Origin of the sequence: Rhizobium sp. YAF28 (assembly GCF_052113285.1) — a bacterium.
Lineage (GTDB): Bacteria > Pseudomonadota > Alphaproteobacteria > Rhizobiales > Rhizobiaceae > Rhizobium.
This window is the reverse complement of record NZ_JBFRCX010000013.1, coordinates 38,340-53,780: the sequence shown is the minus strand read 5'-3', so window position 1 is coordinate 53,780 and position 15,441 is coordinate 38,340. Positions and strand designations below refer to the sequence as shown.

The following is a 15,441-nucleotide window of genomic DNA, read 5'->3' as shown; positions in this document are numbered from 1 at the left end:
GATTTCAAGCGCAACCAAAATAATCGAGGGTCGCGCATGCAATCTGTTTATAACCTTAAGTCGTAACCTCAATGGGTTATGCCCTTGCTGCCCAATACCTTGGCGACAGTCATTGCCAGAATGCGCATATCCATGAAGAAGGAGCGGCGCTGCAGATAATCAACGTCGAACTTTACCTTTTCCGGGATCGGCAGCTCGTCGCGCCCGTTTACCTGCGCCCAGCCTGTCAGCCCTGGCAGCAGCGCATCGACGCCTTCGGCCGTACGCAGCGCAATCAGATCGTCCTGATTATAGAGCGCTGGACGCGGGCCGACGAAGCTCATGTCGCCCTTCAGGATACACCAGAGCTGCGGCAGTTCATCGAGGCTCGACTTTCGCAGGAAACCGCCGATCGGTGTCAAATAGCGGGAGGGATCGTCGAGAAGATGCGTGGGGACCGTCGGTGTGTCGATCCGCATGCTGCGGAATTTCGGCATCCGGAAGATCTCGTTGCGGCGCCCCACCCGGTTCGACCAGTACAGTGCCGGTCCCGGAGAGGTCAGGCGCACGCAAAGCGCCACGACCCCGATCGGAACGATCAGGATCAGGGATGCCACCAGAGCCAGGAAAAGGTCCACTGCCCGCTTCAAGTCCGTCCTCGCTTTTCCCATACTCTTCTGGCCTGCGATGGCCTGACTTGCCCTATAATCTTCAGCCAATTCACGTCAACGACCCTTTCCGGCCTCGGGGCGCTTTATGCGTTGTTTCTCAGGTATTTCCGGTAATTCCACCACCGTTTTCCAAAACAATTTGTCAGCCATGCCATTGAGAATATTTGCCTCTTCTTCTTTTGCGGAAGTTAATTCCGCCTTCATTTCCGACACCTTGTTCTTCATCTGAAAAACGATGCGTCTTTCAATCGTCCCAATGACAGCGCCAAAACTAGACCTTGCAATCTTTTTAGCAGCCGTCCCGCGCGAACGAGCAGTCACGGGGTCAGTTGTCGTCCCGTTATTCGAAAAGTGTTCAAGCCTTTCGCGCAACCGGACTGTTCTGCCGTGCCAGCGCCATCAGCATCGGACCAAGCGAGAACTCTCCTCGCGCTCCCTTACGGGTCAGGTCACGCAGATAGCCGCCTGGTGAGTTGATATGGGTGGCCCGTTCCAGCATGCAGGCGATAACGACAGCGGCATTTTCCCGGCCAAGGCTTTCGCAAGCCGCCTGATAGGTCTCTGGGGTGATCCCCAGCATGGACCGGACGGTAACGGCAGTGGTCACAAGATCTCGCCAGCCCCTGATCGATCCTCCCTGGGCATAATCGCTCATTTGCGGGCAGGCCTGCAGGATGAGGGCGAGGGGGAATATCTTCTGGGATCCGTCCAGCCGAACCGTCCCGGATGCAATCGGTAGCGTTTCCACTTGCACCACCGGTGCAGATTCTAATTCGAGAGAGTCTATATCTGAATTCTGTATGTGCGGTTCATTTTGGACCACACTGGCGGTCGTTTTTTTGAAATTATCGAAGTTCGTCAACAGATTGACGATGTCGGTGCGTAGTTCTTCGAACTTCAGCCGCACGCTGTCCAGATCGGAAGCTTTGGGATTGCGGGGCAGGCATGCGAGGTGACGGGCATAGGCAGCCTCGATCTCGTCCCAATTGCCGGGAACGGCGTCCCCGATTGCGGCATCGATCAGTTTGCGGACATCGCGGCGGCAAATCGTCAGTCGCTCGCGCGCTCGCCGGAGTGCTATCCGGTCGGCTTCGATCTTTTGAGCCATGGCAGCCAGTTCCTCGCTGCGGGCAAGAAGCGGCGCCAGGCTGAAGCCATAGGCATCCTCCAGCTCACCGGAGGTCTTGCGGCGGGCAAAACGTTTTCCGTTGGCACTGTCCTTGCGAATGATCAGCCCGGCGTCGACTAGAGCCGCCAGATGCCGGCGCAGCGTGGTGACTGCAATGCCGTGCGCCCGTACTATCAGCTGCCGGTTGGATGGAAAGACAACCATGCTCGCCTCCCCGGAGAGACGGTTCTCGGGATAGAAGGAGAGAAGGGCGTTCAGCACAGCGAGTGTGCGATCAGAAATGTCGAGCAGCGGTCGTGCTTCGCAGACGTCGCGAAACACCTTCCACTTGTCCACGGACTTATCTGGTTTAACTGATTCGGCCTGAAGCTGACCTCTCATCAAGGCAAGCGACATCGGCCGCCGCCCGAAAGGCGTCGTCACAAATCCCGTATCCATCGTGGTTCACCTTATACAAAGGCAAATCATCGGCGCCCGCCAAAACGGCGTTCAAAAACCTTGACAGCGATTCCGGGAAGTGCGATTCTCTAGGTGCTAAACGAGAGAAGAGGGCTTCCGGATGTTTGTTCGGGGGCCTTTTTCTTTGCCTATTGGCTCCTTTTCCTAACAGTCAAATCCTCGTCAGCGGCTTAACCCGCCAACAGTTATCGTTGTGACCTGACGGCGCCGAACTCGTCGAAGAGCTCATCCAGCCGGGTGGTGAGATAATCGGCAAATTCAGGCACCATGCGCTCATCGAAAGTGATGCGCGTCTTGTTGCCGGAGCGCTCGATTTGCGCCGCCTTCTGTCCTTGCCGTGTTTTCCAGATATCGCCCGCCACCTTCTTACCGTCGCGGGCCGCAATTTTCGACAGCACACGCTGCAAGCGCTGATCACTGTCTAGATCGGCAAAGGCATCGTCCTCAATGATCGCCTCGACCTTCATCGGTGAGGAAGAGACAGCATCGACAAGTGCCAGCCATCGGGCGCGGCCTGCCTTCGGTGCCGGCCCGATCGCAAGGATCACTGTCTGCGGTACGCCACGGGCGACCGAGAGGTAACGGCTGAGATCGGCCTTGTCGGTCGAGAGTGCTGCTATAATGACATCACGCGGGTAGCCTGCTTCTTCCAGACGATGGGCAAACAGCGCCTTCTCAATGAAGGAGAGATCCTGCCGGTCGAGATTTTCCTTGCCCTGGGCAATCACCAGTTCGTTGTCGCTCAAGCTCTGAACGATCGCCTTGACCTTGAGCCCAAGCTTTGCCGCGGCACGCAGACGGCGACGGCCATAGGCAATCTGGTAGTGCCCTTCCATTTCAGGGTCGGGACGCACCAGGATCGGTACCTTCTGGCCGTGTTCAGCAATGCTCGTTACCAGTGCATCGAAATCGACATCGCGCTCGACCGGGATACGGTCGCTGATCGAGGAATTGGAAATATCCGCCGGGTCGATTTCAAGAACGGAGAACCCGGAGGAAATCTGCGCCTGCAGCCGGCCAGCGGTACGCGCAGCTTCCGTCATTTCCTGCAGCGATGCACCCATGGCTGAGACGGCGCCGGTGCGCACGCGGTCTGGGTTCTTCTCGACGCCAGCGGAAGGCGCCGGCGTATCAGCCTTGCGCATAAAGATCGAATTGACGGTATCGCGTCGGCTCATCAATTCTCTCCTTTCCAGTCAAGAGCTCGTAAGCCGGAAGAGCGCAGTTGGGAGCTCCCAACACGCTTGTGGGCTACCGACAGATGGAGGGACTTTTGCCAGGCGCTCAGACGGTGGCAACCTCTGTTGGGAGCTCCCAACAGATCGGGTGTACCGCTGAAACCTGATAGATCGGCGTCGGTCGGGCAGAACGTCATGTGCGCCCCCATGCTTGCCGGATCAGCGTCTCGACCTCGCCATTGACAGCATCGAGGGCTTCCATGGCCCGGTCATAGGTCGAGCGTGTCAGGTTCTCGCGGCCGATCTCGTAAAGCGTCTGCTTGGTGAGGCCGGCATCGGAGACCGCTGCCGATTTCACCATCGCATTGATCATGACGTGATCGTCGAACAGATTGCGCAAGAGGGCCGCGACCTTCGTCTGCGGCGCATCCTGCGGCTCGTAGCGGGTGAGCAGATATCGAATGAAATCGTAATTGAGCTCGCCGCCTGCTTCGCGCACGACGGAGAGAAGGTCATGCGTCATCAGCAGGAACTGGCTCATGGAGGCCACGTCCAGCATCTGCGGATGCACGGTGACGATCATCGAGGTTGCTGCGCAAAGGCCGCTCAAGGTCAGGTAACCGAGCTGCGGCGGGCAATCGAGGACAACGACGTCGTAGTTCTCGGCAACATCGTCGAGCGCCTTGGCGACGCGCATGAAGAACACGCCTTCGCCATCCCGGGAGCCGCGCATAAGCGCGCGCGGCGTCGTATGCTCGAATTCCATGAGTTCGAGATTGCCGGGAATGAGATCCAGGCCGTCGAAATAGGTATTGCGCACGACCTCGGAGAGGGGGCGTCGCTCCTCATCGTAACGGATCGCCGCATAGAGTGTCTCGTTGGAACGGACATCGGTCTCGGGCATGACGCCGAGCATGGCGGACATGCTGGCCTGCGGGTCGAGATCGAGGGCGAGCACGCGGTAGCCTTGCAGCGCAAGATATTGCGCAAGATGCACCGATGTCGTGGTCTTGCCCGATCCGCCCTTGAAATTGGTGACGGCGATGACCTGGAGATGTTCGTTCTCCCTGCGGCGCGGCAGGAAGTCATACGCCTCGCGTCCACGCGCAGAGGCTGCAAGCAGGGCACGCAGCTCATTGAGCTGGCGCAAGGAATAGAGGCGCCGGCCGTTGGTGCCGACATCGGGCTGCGGGCCTTCGCCGGCAAGCGTCATCTTTCGCAAGGTCGAATCCGAGACCCCGATCAGCTTGGCCGCCTCGCCGGATGTGAAGCGGCGCAGCGTCTTGCTGGCGGTCGGGGGAAACAGGGCTTCGCTGATCGCCTGCAACTGCGAACTGATCGTCGACGCATGGGCACCGATCGTCTCATCGACGCTACGCTGAAGGGTCCGAGAAGTCCTTTGTGGCTTGCTCACGCTCTAATCTTTCATCACGGAAAAACACCAGAAACGGCTGTTTATCCGTGACGATTACCGATCGCAGCGATTCTGGCAAGCTACTCCAGCAGAACAGGGTTTTAGCGGCAGCGGTCACGTTCATGAGTTTACGACAGAAGGATTACAATTTCCCTTGATATCTCCGCCAGTTAACAGAAATCACACTCGGCTTGTAATGCTGTGCCATCCTTACATCATTTTTTCCATCGATGCGGCTAAGCTGATGTTTTGATCCCGCGGTCGGCCCGTGGCGCATCCCATTGAGAAGAATCAGTTATTATCGATTCCTAATCTTTGCCGGCAAAGGATCTGATGACGAAGGGCGAGGCTGCCCTGTTCCCGCGATCCCCTGAGCGTTGACGAAGACGGAAGGCGCGCTTGTGTGTTCGACACCCGGAAGACGAGATCGCGCGCCAACGTCCGCCTGGAAAGTGAATACAAGCGAAAGGCTGCCTGACGCCGTTTTCGACGACAGGATGTCCCAAAATCGAACAGGGGTGTGACGGAATCGATCTGCGAAATAGATTCCGTATCGCTGAAAAATGTGAGAAAAAACAGCGAGTTAAAAACGCACCATACAGGCTGTCCGAAGCTCGCGAAGGTGGCTCTTTCGAGCCCATCTCCATATACTCTTCTTATAAAGCATCCGGGACGTTTCTGCAATGATTGGCATGCTTCTATCCCCAGCAGAGAGCCGGGGAAGCCATCCTCGTATCGAGGCCGCCTGCACTAGCCGCGGAATGTGTAGCCGGCAATCGAGGCCGGTTTCATTTCAATCGAGAAGCCTGGCCGGGTTGGCGGCATATAGGCAGCGTCCTTGATGATACAGGGATCGAGGAAATGTTCATGCAGGTGGTCGACATATTCGATGACACGGCCATCCTTGGTGCCCGACACCGCCACATAATCGATCATCGACAGGTGCTGGACATATTCGCAGAGCCCGACACCGCCCGCATGGGGCCAGACCGGCAGGCCGAATTTGGCGGCGACCAGCAGGACGGCCAGCACCTCGTTCAGCCCGCCCATGCGGCAGGAGTCGATCTGGACGATATCGATCGCGCCTTCGGCGATGAACTGTTTGAACATGATGCGGTTCTGGCACATCTCGCCGGTCGCGACCTTTACCGGTGTTATGCCCTGGCGGATCTTGCGGTGGCCGGCAACATCGTCGGGGCTCGTCGGCTCTTCGATGAAGAAGGGTTTGGCGAAAGAGAGTTGGTTGACCCAGTCGATCGCCTGGCCGACCTCCCAGACCTGGTTGGCGTCGATCATCAGGTAACGGTCCGGGCCGATCACCTCGCGGGCGATCCTGAGGCGGCGGATATCGTCCTCAAGGTCGCGGCCGACCTTCATCTTGATGTGGTTGAAGCCGGCATCGATCGCTTCCTGGCAGAGCCGGCGCAGTTTCTCGTCCTCGTAGCCGAGCCAGCCGGCCGAGGTCGTGTAGCAGGGATAGCCTTCCTTTTCGAGCGTGGCGATGCGCTCGGCCTTGCCGGCTTCGGCCTGTCTCAGGATGGCGATCGCCTCATCGCGCGTCAGCACGTCGGTGAGGTAGCGGTAATCGACGATATCGGCGATCTCTTCGGCAGGCATGTCTGCAACGAGGCGCCAGACCGGCTTGCCGGCCTCCTTGGCAAGCAGATCCCAGACGGCATTGACGATCGCGCCGGTCGCCAGATGGATCGCGCCCTTTTCAGGACCGATCCATCGCAGCTGGCTGTCGCTGGTCAAATGCCGCCAATATTTGCCGGGATGGGCCAGCACCTCTGAAAGTTCGGTGCCGACGACGAGATGCCGCATAGCCTCGATCGCCGCGCAGCAGATGTCGTTGCCGCGGCCGATGGTAAAGGTCAGGCCGTGGCCGGCCAGCCCGTGCTTGTCGGTTTCCAGGATCACATAGGCAGCGGAATAATCCGGATCCGGGTTCATCGCATCGGAACCATCGAGGCTTTGCGAAGTCGGAAAGCGAAGGTCGAAAACACGGAGGTCGGTGATGCGGGTCATGATGTCTTCCCGTTGAGGGGCCGGTATCCTTCCTTGGAAGAAGCCGGCCATGCAAAAGCTCAGATCGTCCAGCCGCCGTCGATGGCGTAGGCCTGGCCGGAAGTGTAGGTCGCACCGGCGAGGTAGACGGCGAGATCGGCGATCTCCTCCGGCGTGCCGAGGCGGCCCATCGGCTGGCGGGCGATGAAGGCGGCGCGCGCCGTGTCATAGTCGCCCTGTGCGCGCATGCGGTCCTGCAGCGAAGGGCTTTCCACGGTGCCGGGGCAGATGCAGTTGCAGCGCACGCCCTGCGTCACGTAGTCGGCAGCGACCGACTTGGTAAGCCCGATCACGGCTGCCTTGGTCACACCGTAGGCAAAACGGTTCGGCACGCCTTTGATGCTCGAGGCGACCGAGGACATGTTGATGATCGCGCCATCCTTGCGCTCCAGCATGCCCGGCAGCACCGCGCGGATGGTGCGGATCATCGCCTTGACGTTGAGATCGAAGGCAAATTCCAGATCGGTATCCTTCATGTCGAGCACGGAGCCGTTATGGACGGTACCGGCGCAATTGAAGAGCACATCGACGGCGCCAATTTCGGCCACCAGCGCCTTGACCGCCTCGTCTTCGAGCACATTGAGCTTGCGGGTGGAAATCTTGCTCTCCGCCGCAAGGGTCGCCAGCGCGTCGGTATTGATGTCGGTGGCATGCACCCTGGCGCCGGCAGCGGCGAAGGCAAGCGCGGAGGCGCGGCCGATGCCTTGACCGGCTGCGGTGATGAGAACGGTCTTGCCGGAAAGATTGCTTGTCATGTCATGGCCTCTTTGGGGATTTTTGCGCGCGCTGGCGTGGTACTAAATCTATCTCAAAAGGATCAGTCGGGATGAAGGCCGCGTTCGGCCACGTGCCTTGCAAGGCGCTGCCATCTTTGTGCAGGCAATCACGATGTCCACGCATTGCATGGCCTTCCTCCCTCTCCCGTTATCTTATTTTTGTCTCGCCTTGGCGAGCCTTTCCGGGGATTGCGATCGTTCGGCGTGAGAATATGCCGAAAAATGTCCTCACTTTTAATTTGTCTGTTTATAGACAAACAGACGATAGCCTCATGGTCAAGCGCGAACTTTTTCTTTTCCGTCTGCCCGTCTGCGTATATGCAGAATGATATTCACAGGGGGGAAGAATGGAGACCGACGAGTCAGATCGCTATCGCGCTCCGGCGCTCGACAAGGGTCTTGATATTCTCGAACTTCTGGCCAGCGTCGACAGCGGCCTGACGCAGGCGGAAATCGCCAAGCGGCTGGAGCGCAGCCCGAACGAATTCTATCGAATGCTCGACCGTCTCGTGAGGCGCGGTTACGTGACGCGGCTCGATGGCGACCGTTATTCTCTGACCTTGAAGCTTTTTGGCCTGGCGCAGCTGCATGCGCCGGTGCGCCGCCTTGCCTCCTATGCGACGCCGCTGATGCGCGATCTCGCCCAGCGCTCGCGCCAGGCAAACCATCTTGCCGTATTCGACCGGGGCGCTGCCGTCGTCATCGCCCAGCAGGAGGCGCCGGACTATTGGGGCCTGTCGATCCGCGTCGGTTCCCATATCAGCCTTTTCGACACCGGCTCCGGCCATGTGCTGCTTGCCTTCCGCAGCGACGAAGAGCGCGCGATGATGATCTCGGAACATGTGCGCACCCGCAAAGACGCCGATCTCGGCCCGGAATTTTACGAGCGGCTGAACCAAATCCGCGAGCGCGGCTATGAAATCATGGCAAGCGCCCAGACGGCCGGCGTCTATAATCTCTCGGCACCGGTCCTGGGGCCTGATGGGCGCGGTATTGCCGCGCTGACCTGCCCCTATATCGCGCTGGTAAATGCGCCGGCAGCGCCCGATATCAGCCAGGCGATCGGCATGGTGCAGAAGACGGCGGCTGAGCTTTCGGCGCTCGCCGGCGCAACGATTTCCCTGCCGGGTTAAGATCCAGCAGAATTTCAATTTGAATAATTCATTCACCAACGATAGGTTCTGCCAACCACTCTTTGGAGGAGAAGAGCGTGTTTATCGATACCCATCTGCACGTCATCGACCGGTCGGCGCTGAATTATCCCTGGCTTGCCGATGTGCCGGCCCTCGACCGCGATTTTCTCTACGAGACCTATGCGAGCGAAGCCAAACGCTGCGGCATTACCAAGGTGTTGCACATGGAGGTGGATGTCGATCCGGTCATCATGCAGGCCGAGACCGATTATATCAGCCGCCTCGGCGATCTGGTCGCTGGCGCGGTCGTCTCCTGCCGGCCGGAAGAAGACTGTTTCGCCGACTATCTGGAGCGCCAGAAAGCCGATCCCTTCGTCAAGGGCTTTCGCCGCGTGCTGCATGTGGTGCCTGACGATGTCTCGGAAGGTGTGCTCTTCCGCGAGAACATCAGAAGGCTCTCAGGCACCGGCCTGACCTTCGACCTCTGCACGCTGCCGCATCAGGTTGGCAGGGTGGTTGCGCTCGCCGATGCCGCCCCCGATGTGCAGTTCATCCTCGATCATTGTGGCAATCCGGATATTAAGTCGAAAGCCTTCGAGCCCTGGAGCCGCGGCATTGCCGAAATCGCCCGCCGGCCAAATGTCGTCGCCAAGATTTCCGGTATCGTCACTAATGCCGATCCGGCAAGCTGGACGGCGGAAAACCTGCGGCCTTATATCGAGCATGTCATATCGAGCTTCGGCTGGGATCGTGTGGTCTGGGGCAGCGACTGGCCTGTCTGCACGCTGGCGAACGGCCTTTCCACCTGGGTCGCGGCCACCCAGGCAGTGCTGTCAGGCACCGCGGAAACGGAGCGTTCGAGGCTCCTTCACGGCAATGCACAGCGTCTGTGGATGCTCTGAGTTTCACTCAGCTCCGCCCTTTTAGGGTTCAATTCTGCCGGATTCCCGCTTGAAGTGATCTGTCGCCACGTGCAATCCGGAGGGGCTCTCGGTTGGCGCGATGTTTTGGCCCAGCCTAAACTACATCCAAGCAATTGCTAGGTTGAACTAACTCGGCTAAAAGTTGTTGTTACCGGCCGTGTAAGTTGTCGGCCCGGTTTTCGCAGGAGGGAATATCAGATGAAAGAAGAACCGCATTCCGTAGACGTTCACGTCGGCAAGACGATCCGTATACAGCGCCTGCTGAGAAAGGTTTCTCAGACGGAGTTGGGCGATCGTGTTGGCGTGACCTTCCAGCAAATACAAAAATACGAAAAGGGCTCCAACCGCGTCTCTGCCAGCATGCTCGTCGAAATCGCCGGCGCGCTCAGCGTCGATGTCAGGACCTTCTTCGACGACCTGACGGCGCCCGCCGCCAACGCAAACGATAATCCCGCTCCAAGCGAAGAATTCATCATTTCGCGTGAAGGCGTCCAGCTCAACGCTGCCTTTTTCTCTATCAAGAACGAGCAGCTTCGCAAGAAAATCCTAAAGCTCGTCCAGGCGATTGCCAGCACCGAGCAGACTGAAGTCGACGCTGCCGAATAACGCGTCGGCCTGATTTTCTAGCGCTCAGTCGCACCCTGCATCAGGGCTAATGGCGATCGATCACGATCAGATTTTCGCCAGCGTCCTTCATTGCGATCTTAGCTTTGCTGCCGACGAGTTTTTCGAGGTTCGCATCGAGTTCCCTATCCGGATCGATGCCGTCCCAATCGATGACCACCTGTAGCAACGCCATGTTAGTTAGGTGCATGAGATTGCGCAGCTGAAGTTTTTCAGCCTCGTCCTTGGCTGCCGATAGCAGCCGGAAGAGTCTTGCGTATTCCCTGCCTGCACCTTGGTCCCTTTTTTCGAACATTGTTTTGGCCCTCGACAACAGTCATATCCCCACGCAGGTTACCTTGGGCTTGGAACCGTTATTCGAGCGTTACAGGCTGCGTCTGCTGCGTGACTTCGGCCTGCAGCACTTCGAAATGCGAGGTCGCGGCAAAGCTCCAATCACGCTTGGCTGACGCAAACTCTCCCTTTTGCAGCCATTCCAGCACGAGCCTTGCGTCGGTGCGCTTGCGCTCGGCGCGATTGGCGCGGATCGCCGCGAGGATCTGCTCGCGCCGCGGTTTGCGGGCAAAGTGAGATTCTTCGACCACCTTGGCATAGGTCCGTTCCGAGAAATGCAGGAAGCGGCCAGCGAGCAGCAGCTTCTTGCGTTCGCTGACGGTAATCTCACCCTTCGCATAGAGACCTTCGATCGTCGGCTCGAAATCGACCCAGGGAACGGAAAGCGGCAGCCAGCCAAGCTCCTGCGGTGCATGGACGAGCGCCACTGCCTCATCATCGATGAGTTCGCCGGATTCGTAATCGTCGAAGATCGAGCCGATGCCGACCATGCCGAAGGCGGCGCATTCGGCAGCGCGCAGCGCGCCCATGCTGGAACCGCCGGCAACGGCAACGCCCTTTTCCAAGGCAAAGAGGATTTCCTTGTGCCAGACGGACGGCAGATCGCCGAAATAGCCGTCGATCAGACCGATTGCTGTCGCCCCCTCCTGCGCGGCTTTTAGAATGTCACCGCAGGCGGCAGGCGGGCGGAAATCGATATCGGGATGCTTTCTGCGGGCATCAGCAATCTCGCTTGCAAGGCTCGGACCGACGAAGAGGATCTTCATGCCGCGGCCTCCCTGATGACGTTGACGGCGCGCAGGCCAAGCTGGATGTACTGGCCGCTGATATCGACCTCGAGGCCTGGCACGATGACGCGCACGATCGAAACCGGAAGGGTGGGGTGTGACAGTGGCACGGCGATGATCTGGCCGATGCCGGCAGCCCTCAGCCGGCCGGAAATGTGGCGGACCGTATCCTGGATCGTCATCGGGCGCTGCGGGCGCATCGGGAAGGGTTTTAGCGCCGCATCATTGTTGCAGAGATCGACGACCTGGCGCATGCCGGCGCTGCGGTCGATCCGCTGGTAGATCTTCGGTGAAAAATCGTCGCGGCTGCCGGCAATCGCCGTCAACCGGCTCTGGGCTGCCTCGGTAATGGCGCGAAGAGCTGCGCGCACCGGATCAGGATGGCAGCCGCAACCGCCGCAGACCTGGGCCCAGCGAGCATCGACGCGGTCCGAGAGATTGCCGGGAATGATGACGGCAAGAAAAGCCGGGACACCGATATCGGTGGTCATGTCGATCAGCAGAAGGCGCATGCCGGCTTGGCGGATGCGATCGACCAAGACGTCGATTACGGCATCGCCGAAGGCGAGCGGATCGATGCGGTTCTGCTTGAGTTGTTCAGGAGATTTGAGCTGGGTCAGCGCCCAGGCATCGCGCTCGACGAGTTCGCAGAGCCCGTGCAACACGGCTTCGGCCGGCGTATTGCCCGAGGCCAGGCCATCACTCGATTGTTCGAAGCCCGGCGGGCGTTCGCCGCGATGGTCGAGGCCGACCATCCACCACGGCACGAAAGTGGTGCTGCCCGAAAGAAGATCGAAGCCGGAGCACCAGGGGATTTGACCATCGCCGATCTCCTCGGGCGCGCAGCGCGCCACGCTGTCGAGATCGATCATGGCGGCCCGTTCGGCCCTCATGGTCTCGAGGTTGGAAAACGTCAGATCGGCAGGTGCAATTTCGGCGATGCGGGTCTCGATCGCCTCCATGGCGGCAGAGGTCATCGCCGCTTCCTTGTCGATGCCCTTGCCCTGGAAGACTGACAGCGTGTGGCTGTTCGGCCTTGTGGCGAAGGCAACCGGAATGTTCAGCACGTCAAGGCCGGTCAGCAGTCCGACGCGGGTGATGCCGAACTCGCGCAGATGCGGCTTGATCGCCGCAAAGGTCTGCGCCGGGGTCATCGACCGGTCGTGGTAGCTGTTGATGCCTGCCGATGATCTGTTGAGGTCAGCGGCAAGCGTTTCAAGGTCGGCCAAAGCAGACATGCTGATCGATTCCTCAGCGGAACCTCAGCGCATGCGTCAGGCTTTCAAGGCCATTTGCCGAAACGCTGAGCTGGTCCTGCTTGACGGCTGCCTTGGCAGCAGCAGAGAAACGGAGTGTGGGGGCCTGGATTGCAGCGTTGGTTTCAACGGTTTTCATGATCTCTCTCCAAATGGTTGGGCGGCTGACCGCCGTTAACCATTCAAAAAGAACATTGCCTGCGTCATTTAAGCGTTACAGGCTTCGTTAAAAGGCTGTGTATCACGGAAGACCGGCGAGTTGCAGGCCCTTTATCAACGGTTCGGTGAAGGCCGGATCGCGATCGGGGACGAAATGACGGATCCCTTCGCTGCGGAAATCGGGGAAGTTTTCCAATACCACCTTGGCGTAATTCCGAGCCTTCGCAGTATCGCCCGCCATGGCATGGGCGGCTGCGAGCAGGCGCGCCGTCGCCTGTTTTGCCTTCACCGGCTCCAGCGCATCGATCGCCTTTTCATACTCTTCGCGCATGAAATGGATGCCGCCGAGGTTCCAGTAATAATAGTCCGGCGGCAGCGGATTGAGCTTGAAGGCAGCGCGGCTGAGCTCGAGGGCCCGATCGAAATCGCCGTCATGGGAAAGTGCGTCGGCGAAATCGGCCAGGATGTCGGCATCGTTGGGATTGAGATCCTGAGCTTGCTGGAAGGAATCGAGGCTTTCTTCGAACCGGCGGCGATAGAGCGCCACGAAGCCGAGTTCGCGATAGGCCCGGCCGCTGTTCGGGTCGGTCTGCCGCGCCATCCTTGCGGCGCTGTAGGCTTCGTCGAGCAGTTCCCGATCGCGCATCCCGCGGATCAGCCATTCCATGCCGAGGGCGCGAGACATGCCGGCATGGGCCGGCGAGAAATGTTCGTAGCGGCTGAGGGACGACTTGAACCATTTGCGCGCCTGCCGCAGGTGCTGCAGGTCGGTCTGTGAAATCAGCCGCTTGCCTTCGAGATAGAGACGATAGGCGGAAGCCGGCACGTCGCCAAGCGGCATCGCCAGTTCGTAGCGCTCGATCGTATCGGCAAGCGTCATCACGATACGCCGGGTCAGCTGGCTGAAGGCTTCGCTGATTTTTTGCATCGCAAAAGGAATTTCAACCGCCCAGAGCACTTCGGAAGTCGCCGTGCGCGTCAGCCGGCAGGTAGAATAGACATCCTCGTCGCGGCTCTGGATCGTCACATAGACGGCATAGTCGAAGGACAGGTCGAGCGGACCGATGGTCGGGCGCGTCGGGTCGAGCGCGCGGCTCAGCATTTCCAGGCTCGTATGAGCGGCAATCACCTTGAAGCCGCGCTGCTGGCTGAGCCCGATCGTGACATCTTCGAGCAGCGCGCGGCCGACGCGCTCCATCAGCGGGTCGGTAAAGATGCTTTCGGGCGGCAGGATGACGATGCGCGGCTGGCCGGCCGGATCGATCAGCAATTCCGACACCGGATGCGGACGTTCCGCCGCCGCCGGCTGTACCGCAGACAGGATGCCGAGTTCGCGGGCAAGGGCCGTCGTGGCCTCGTCCGGCTCGATATCGAAATCGTCCTTGAGCTGGCTGCGGCATTTCAGATAGGCCTGACGCGCCGCCGGCAGGTCATTCATGCGGGCGTGGGCGCGCATCAGCGCCCGGCAGGCGATCTCATTGGCGGGGTCGAGCTCGATCAGCCGCTTGGCGAAGGCGATCTGTTCCTCGTCCGGGCGCTCGTCTTGACTTTCCAACAGGCGGACAAGATGCGCCGAGCGCGCTTCGTTAATCCGCTGGCGCTCGAACGTCAGCCAGTCCTCGGCACCCTGCGTTGGTGATTTGACGCTTTCGAGCAATTCTCCGAGCAGGATACTGCTTTCGTCCGGCCCCAGCACATCCTTCTGCTTGAGGATATTGAGGTCGATCTCCCAGCCGGGCGCTAGGCCGAGATGGGTGCGCGTGGCAGTCAGCAAGGGCGGCAGGCCTTCGGGAATGCTCTGGTCGATGCGCGACAGAAGCTGGCGAAGGCTGCCGGCCCGTTTTTCGGGAAGTTCGGATTGCCATAGCTGGCATCGGATGGTTTCACGGTCGACCAGCGGTTCCGCCGACAGCGCTAACATTGCCAGCAGGAAATAGGACTTTTCGGGCAACGGAAGCTCAGTCCCGGCGGCCGACAATCGCGGCCTGCCGAGCAGACATAATCTGTTCGCTTTCACTTCCCCGGTTGACCCGTCCATCAGGGTTCTCACCTTCAAAAGCCGGAACGCTTGGAACGGACCGACCGATTACATGATGTTAGAGTGAATAGCGGGCAACGGGAAGCGCTTTTGCTTTGCTGGAGCAATATTTTCATCGAATATTTACGCTCCCGCCGGTGCTTGCTACCAACACACTTTACGAATACTGCATATGGACGTGAGACGCCGCTCTAGTTCGGAGCATCATCCCGCCATGCGAACCGGCGCTGCCGCGATGTATTCGTCCAATGCCGTGGTTTCCTCGATCCCGCCGCCAATGACAAAAATATCGTTGATACGATCGCTCACACCCAATCTCCAAACCGTCGCCCAAATCAGGGCACTGCGCGTTCGATGCCGGGAAGCCACCGGCGTTCTGTATCGCCTCCGAAGCCTCAAGCAACCGCAATTCCGCCACTGCGGCAGCAGCGGTTCATTACTCTGTCAGACCGACTATCGTGCACGTTACGACGCGATTGAGACAATGATGTAAAGGCTGAAATCAGCGGCCAAG

At 59.3% G+C, this 15,441-nt stretch carries 15 protein-coding genes; 3 read left to right on the top strand and 12 right to left on the bottom strand.

Going from position 1 to position 15,441, the window contains the following annotated elements:
• Nucleotides 1–68: 68 nt before the first annotated feature.
• The 7 genes from AB4Z13_RS26260 to AB4Z13_RS26230 all read right to left on the bottom strand — a co-directional run bounded on the left by AB4Z13_RS26260 (nucleotide 69) and on the right by AB4Z13_RS26230 (nucleotide 7,652).
• The gene (locus tag AB4Z13_RS26260; RefSeq protein ID WP_442207206.1) at nucleotides 69–650 is read right to left on the bottom strand and encodes a sugar transferase; all 582 of its coding nucleotides are present in this window, start codon (nucleotides 648–650) and stop codon (nucleotides 69–71) included.
• A gap of 54 nt (nucleotides 651–704) precedes the next feature.
• Nucleotides 705–971, bottom strand: a complete 267-nt coding sequence (locus AB4Z13_RS26255) for a hypothetical protein (protein WP_442207205.1) — start codon at nucleotides 969–971, stop codon at nucleotides 705–707.
• Between the two features lie 34 nt (nucleotides 972–1,005).
• The gene (gene repC, locus AB4Z13_RS26250; RefSeq protein WP_442207204.1) at nucleotides 1,006–2,217 is read right to left on the bottom strand and encodes a plasmid replication protein RepC; all 1,212 of its coding nucleotides are present in this window, start codon (nucleotides 2,215–2,217) and stop codon (nucleotides 1,006–1,008) included.
• 206 nt (nucleotides 2,218–2,423) lie between these two features.
• On the bottom strand, nucleotides 2,424–3,416 hold the full coding sequence (gene repB, locus AB4Z13_RS26245; protein ID WP_442207203.1) for a plasmid partitioning protein RepB: 993 nt from the start codon (nucleotides 3,414–3,416) through the stop codon (nucleotides 2,424–2,426).
• A gap of 193 nt (nucleotides 3,417–3,609) precedes the next feature.
• A complete protein-coding gene (gene repA / locus AB4Z13_RS26240) occupies nucleotides 3,610–4,830 on the bottom strand; it encodes a plasmid partitioning protein RepA (protein WP_442207202.1) in 1,221 nt (406 codons plus the stop codon).
• Nucleotides 4,831–5,580: 750 nt separating this feature from the next.
• Entirely contained in the window at nucleotides 5,581–6,858 is a 1,278-nt protein-coding gene (locus tag AB4Z13_RS26235; RefSeq protein WP_113320277.1) for an L-fuconate dehydratase, read from the bottom strand.
• 59 nt (nucleotides 6,859–6,917) lie between these two features.
• Nucleotides 6,918–7,652: an SDR family oxidoreductase gene (locus AB4Z13_RS26230; RefSeq protein ID WP_113320278.1), complete on the bottom strand. Its 735-nt coding sequence runs from the start codon at nucleotides 7,650–7,652 to the stop codon at nucleotides 6,918–6,920.
• Between the two features lie 368 nt (nucleotides 7,653–8,020).
• On the opposite strand from AB4Z13_RS26230, the gene AB4Z13_RS26225 reads away from it, so the two are divergent.
• The 3 genes from AB4Z13_RS26225 (at nucleotide 8,021) to AB4Z13_RS26215 (ending at nucleotide 10,335) form a co-directional block, all read left to right on the top strand.
• On the top strand, nucleotides 8,021–8,806 hold the full coding sequence (locus AB4Z13_RS26225) for an IclR family transcriptional regulator (RefSeq protein WP_113320279.1): 786 nt from the start codon (nucleotides 8,021–8,023) through the stop codon (nucleotides 8,804–8,806).
• 77 nt (nucleotides 8,807–8,883) lie between these two features.
• Entirely contained in the window at nucleotides 8,884–9,708 is an 825-nt protein-coding gene (locus tag AB4Z13_RS26220; protein WP_442207201.1) for an amidohydrolase family protein, read from the top strand.
• A gap of 219 nt (nucleotides 9,709–9,927) precedes the next feature.
• Nucleotides 9,928–10,335, top strand: coding sequence for a helix-turn-helix domain-containing protein (locus tag AB4Z13_RS26215; protein ID WP_113320281.1), 408 nt, complete (start codon nucleotides 9,928–9,930; stop codon nucleotides 10,333–10,335).
• A 46-nt stretch (nucleotides 10,336–10,381) separates the two neighbouring features.
• Here the strand turns inward: AB4Z13_RS26215 and AB4Z13_RS26210 are convergent, their stop codons facing one another.
• The 5 genes from AB4Z13_RS26210 to AB4Z13_RS26190 all read right to left on the bottom strand — a co-directional run bounded on the left by AB4Z13_RS26210 (nucleotide 10,382) and on the right by AB4Z13_RS26190 (nucleotide 14,927).
• Nucleotides 10,382–10,648, bottom strand: a complete 267-nt coding sequence (locus AB4Z13_RS26210; protein WP_007812121.1) for a hypothetical protein — start codon at nucleotides 10,646–10,648, stop codon at nucleotides 10,382–10,384.
• 58 nt (nucleotides 10,649–10,706) lie between these two features.
• On the bottom strand, nucleotides 10,707–11,453 hold the full coding sequence (locus AB4Z13_RS26205) for a TfuA-like protein (RefSeq protein ID WP_442207200.1): 747 nt from the start codon (nucleotides 11,451–11,453) through the stop codon (nucleotides 10,707–10,709).
• Nucleotides 11,450–12,712: a YcaO-like family protein gene (locus AB4Z13_RS26200; RefSeq protein WP_442207199.1), complete on the bottom strand. Its 1,263-nt coding sequence runs from the start codon at nucleotides 12,710–12,712 to the stop codon at nucleotides 11,450–11,452. Before AB4Z13_RS26200 ends, AB4Z13_RS26205 begins: the two co-directional genes overlap by 4 nt.
• 13 nt (nucleotides 12,713–12,725) lie before the next feature.
• Entirely contained in the window at nucleotides 12,726–12,869 is a 144-nt protein-coding gene (locus AB4Z13_RS26195; RefSeq protein ID WP_439018821.1) for a hypothetical protein, read from the bottom strand.
• Between the two features lie 102 nt (nucleotides 12,870–12,971).
• Nucleotides 12,972–14,927, bottom strand: coding sequence for a BTAD domain-containing putative transcriptional regulator (locus tag AB4Z13_RS26190; RefSeq protein WP_442207198.1), 1,956 nt, complete (start codon nucleotides 14,925–14,927; stop codon nucleotides 12,972–12,974).
• Nucleotides 14,928–15,441: the final 514 nt, after the last annotated feature.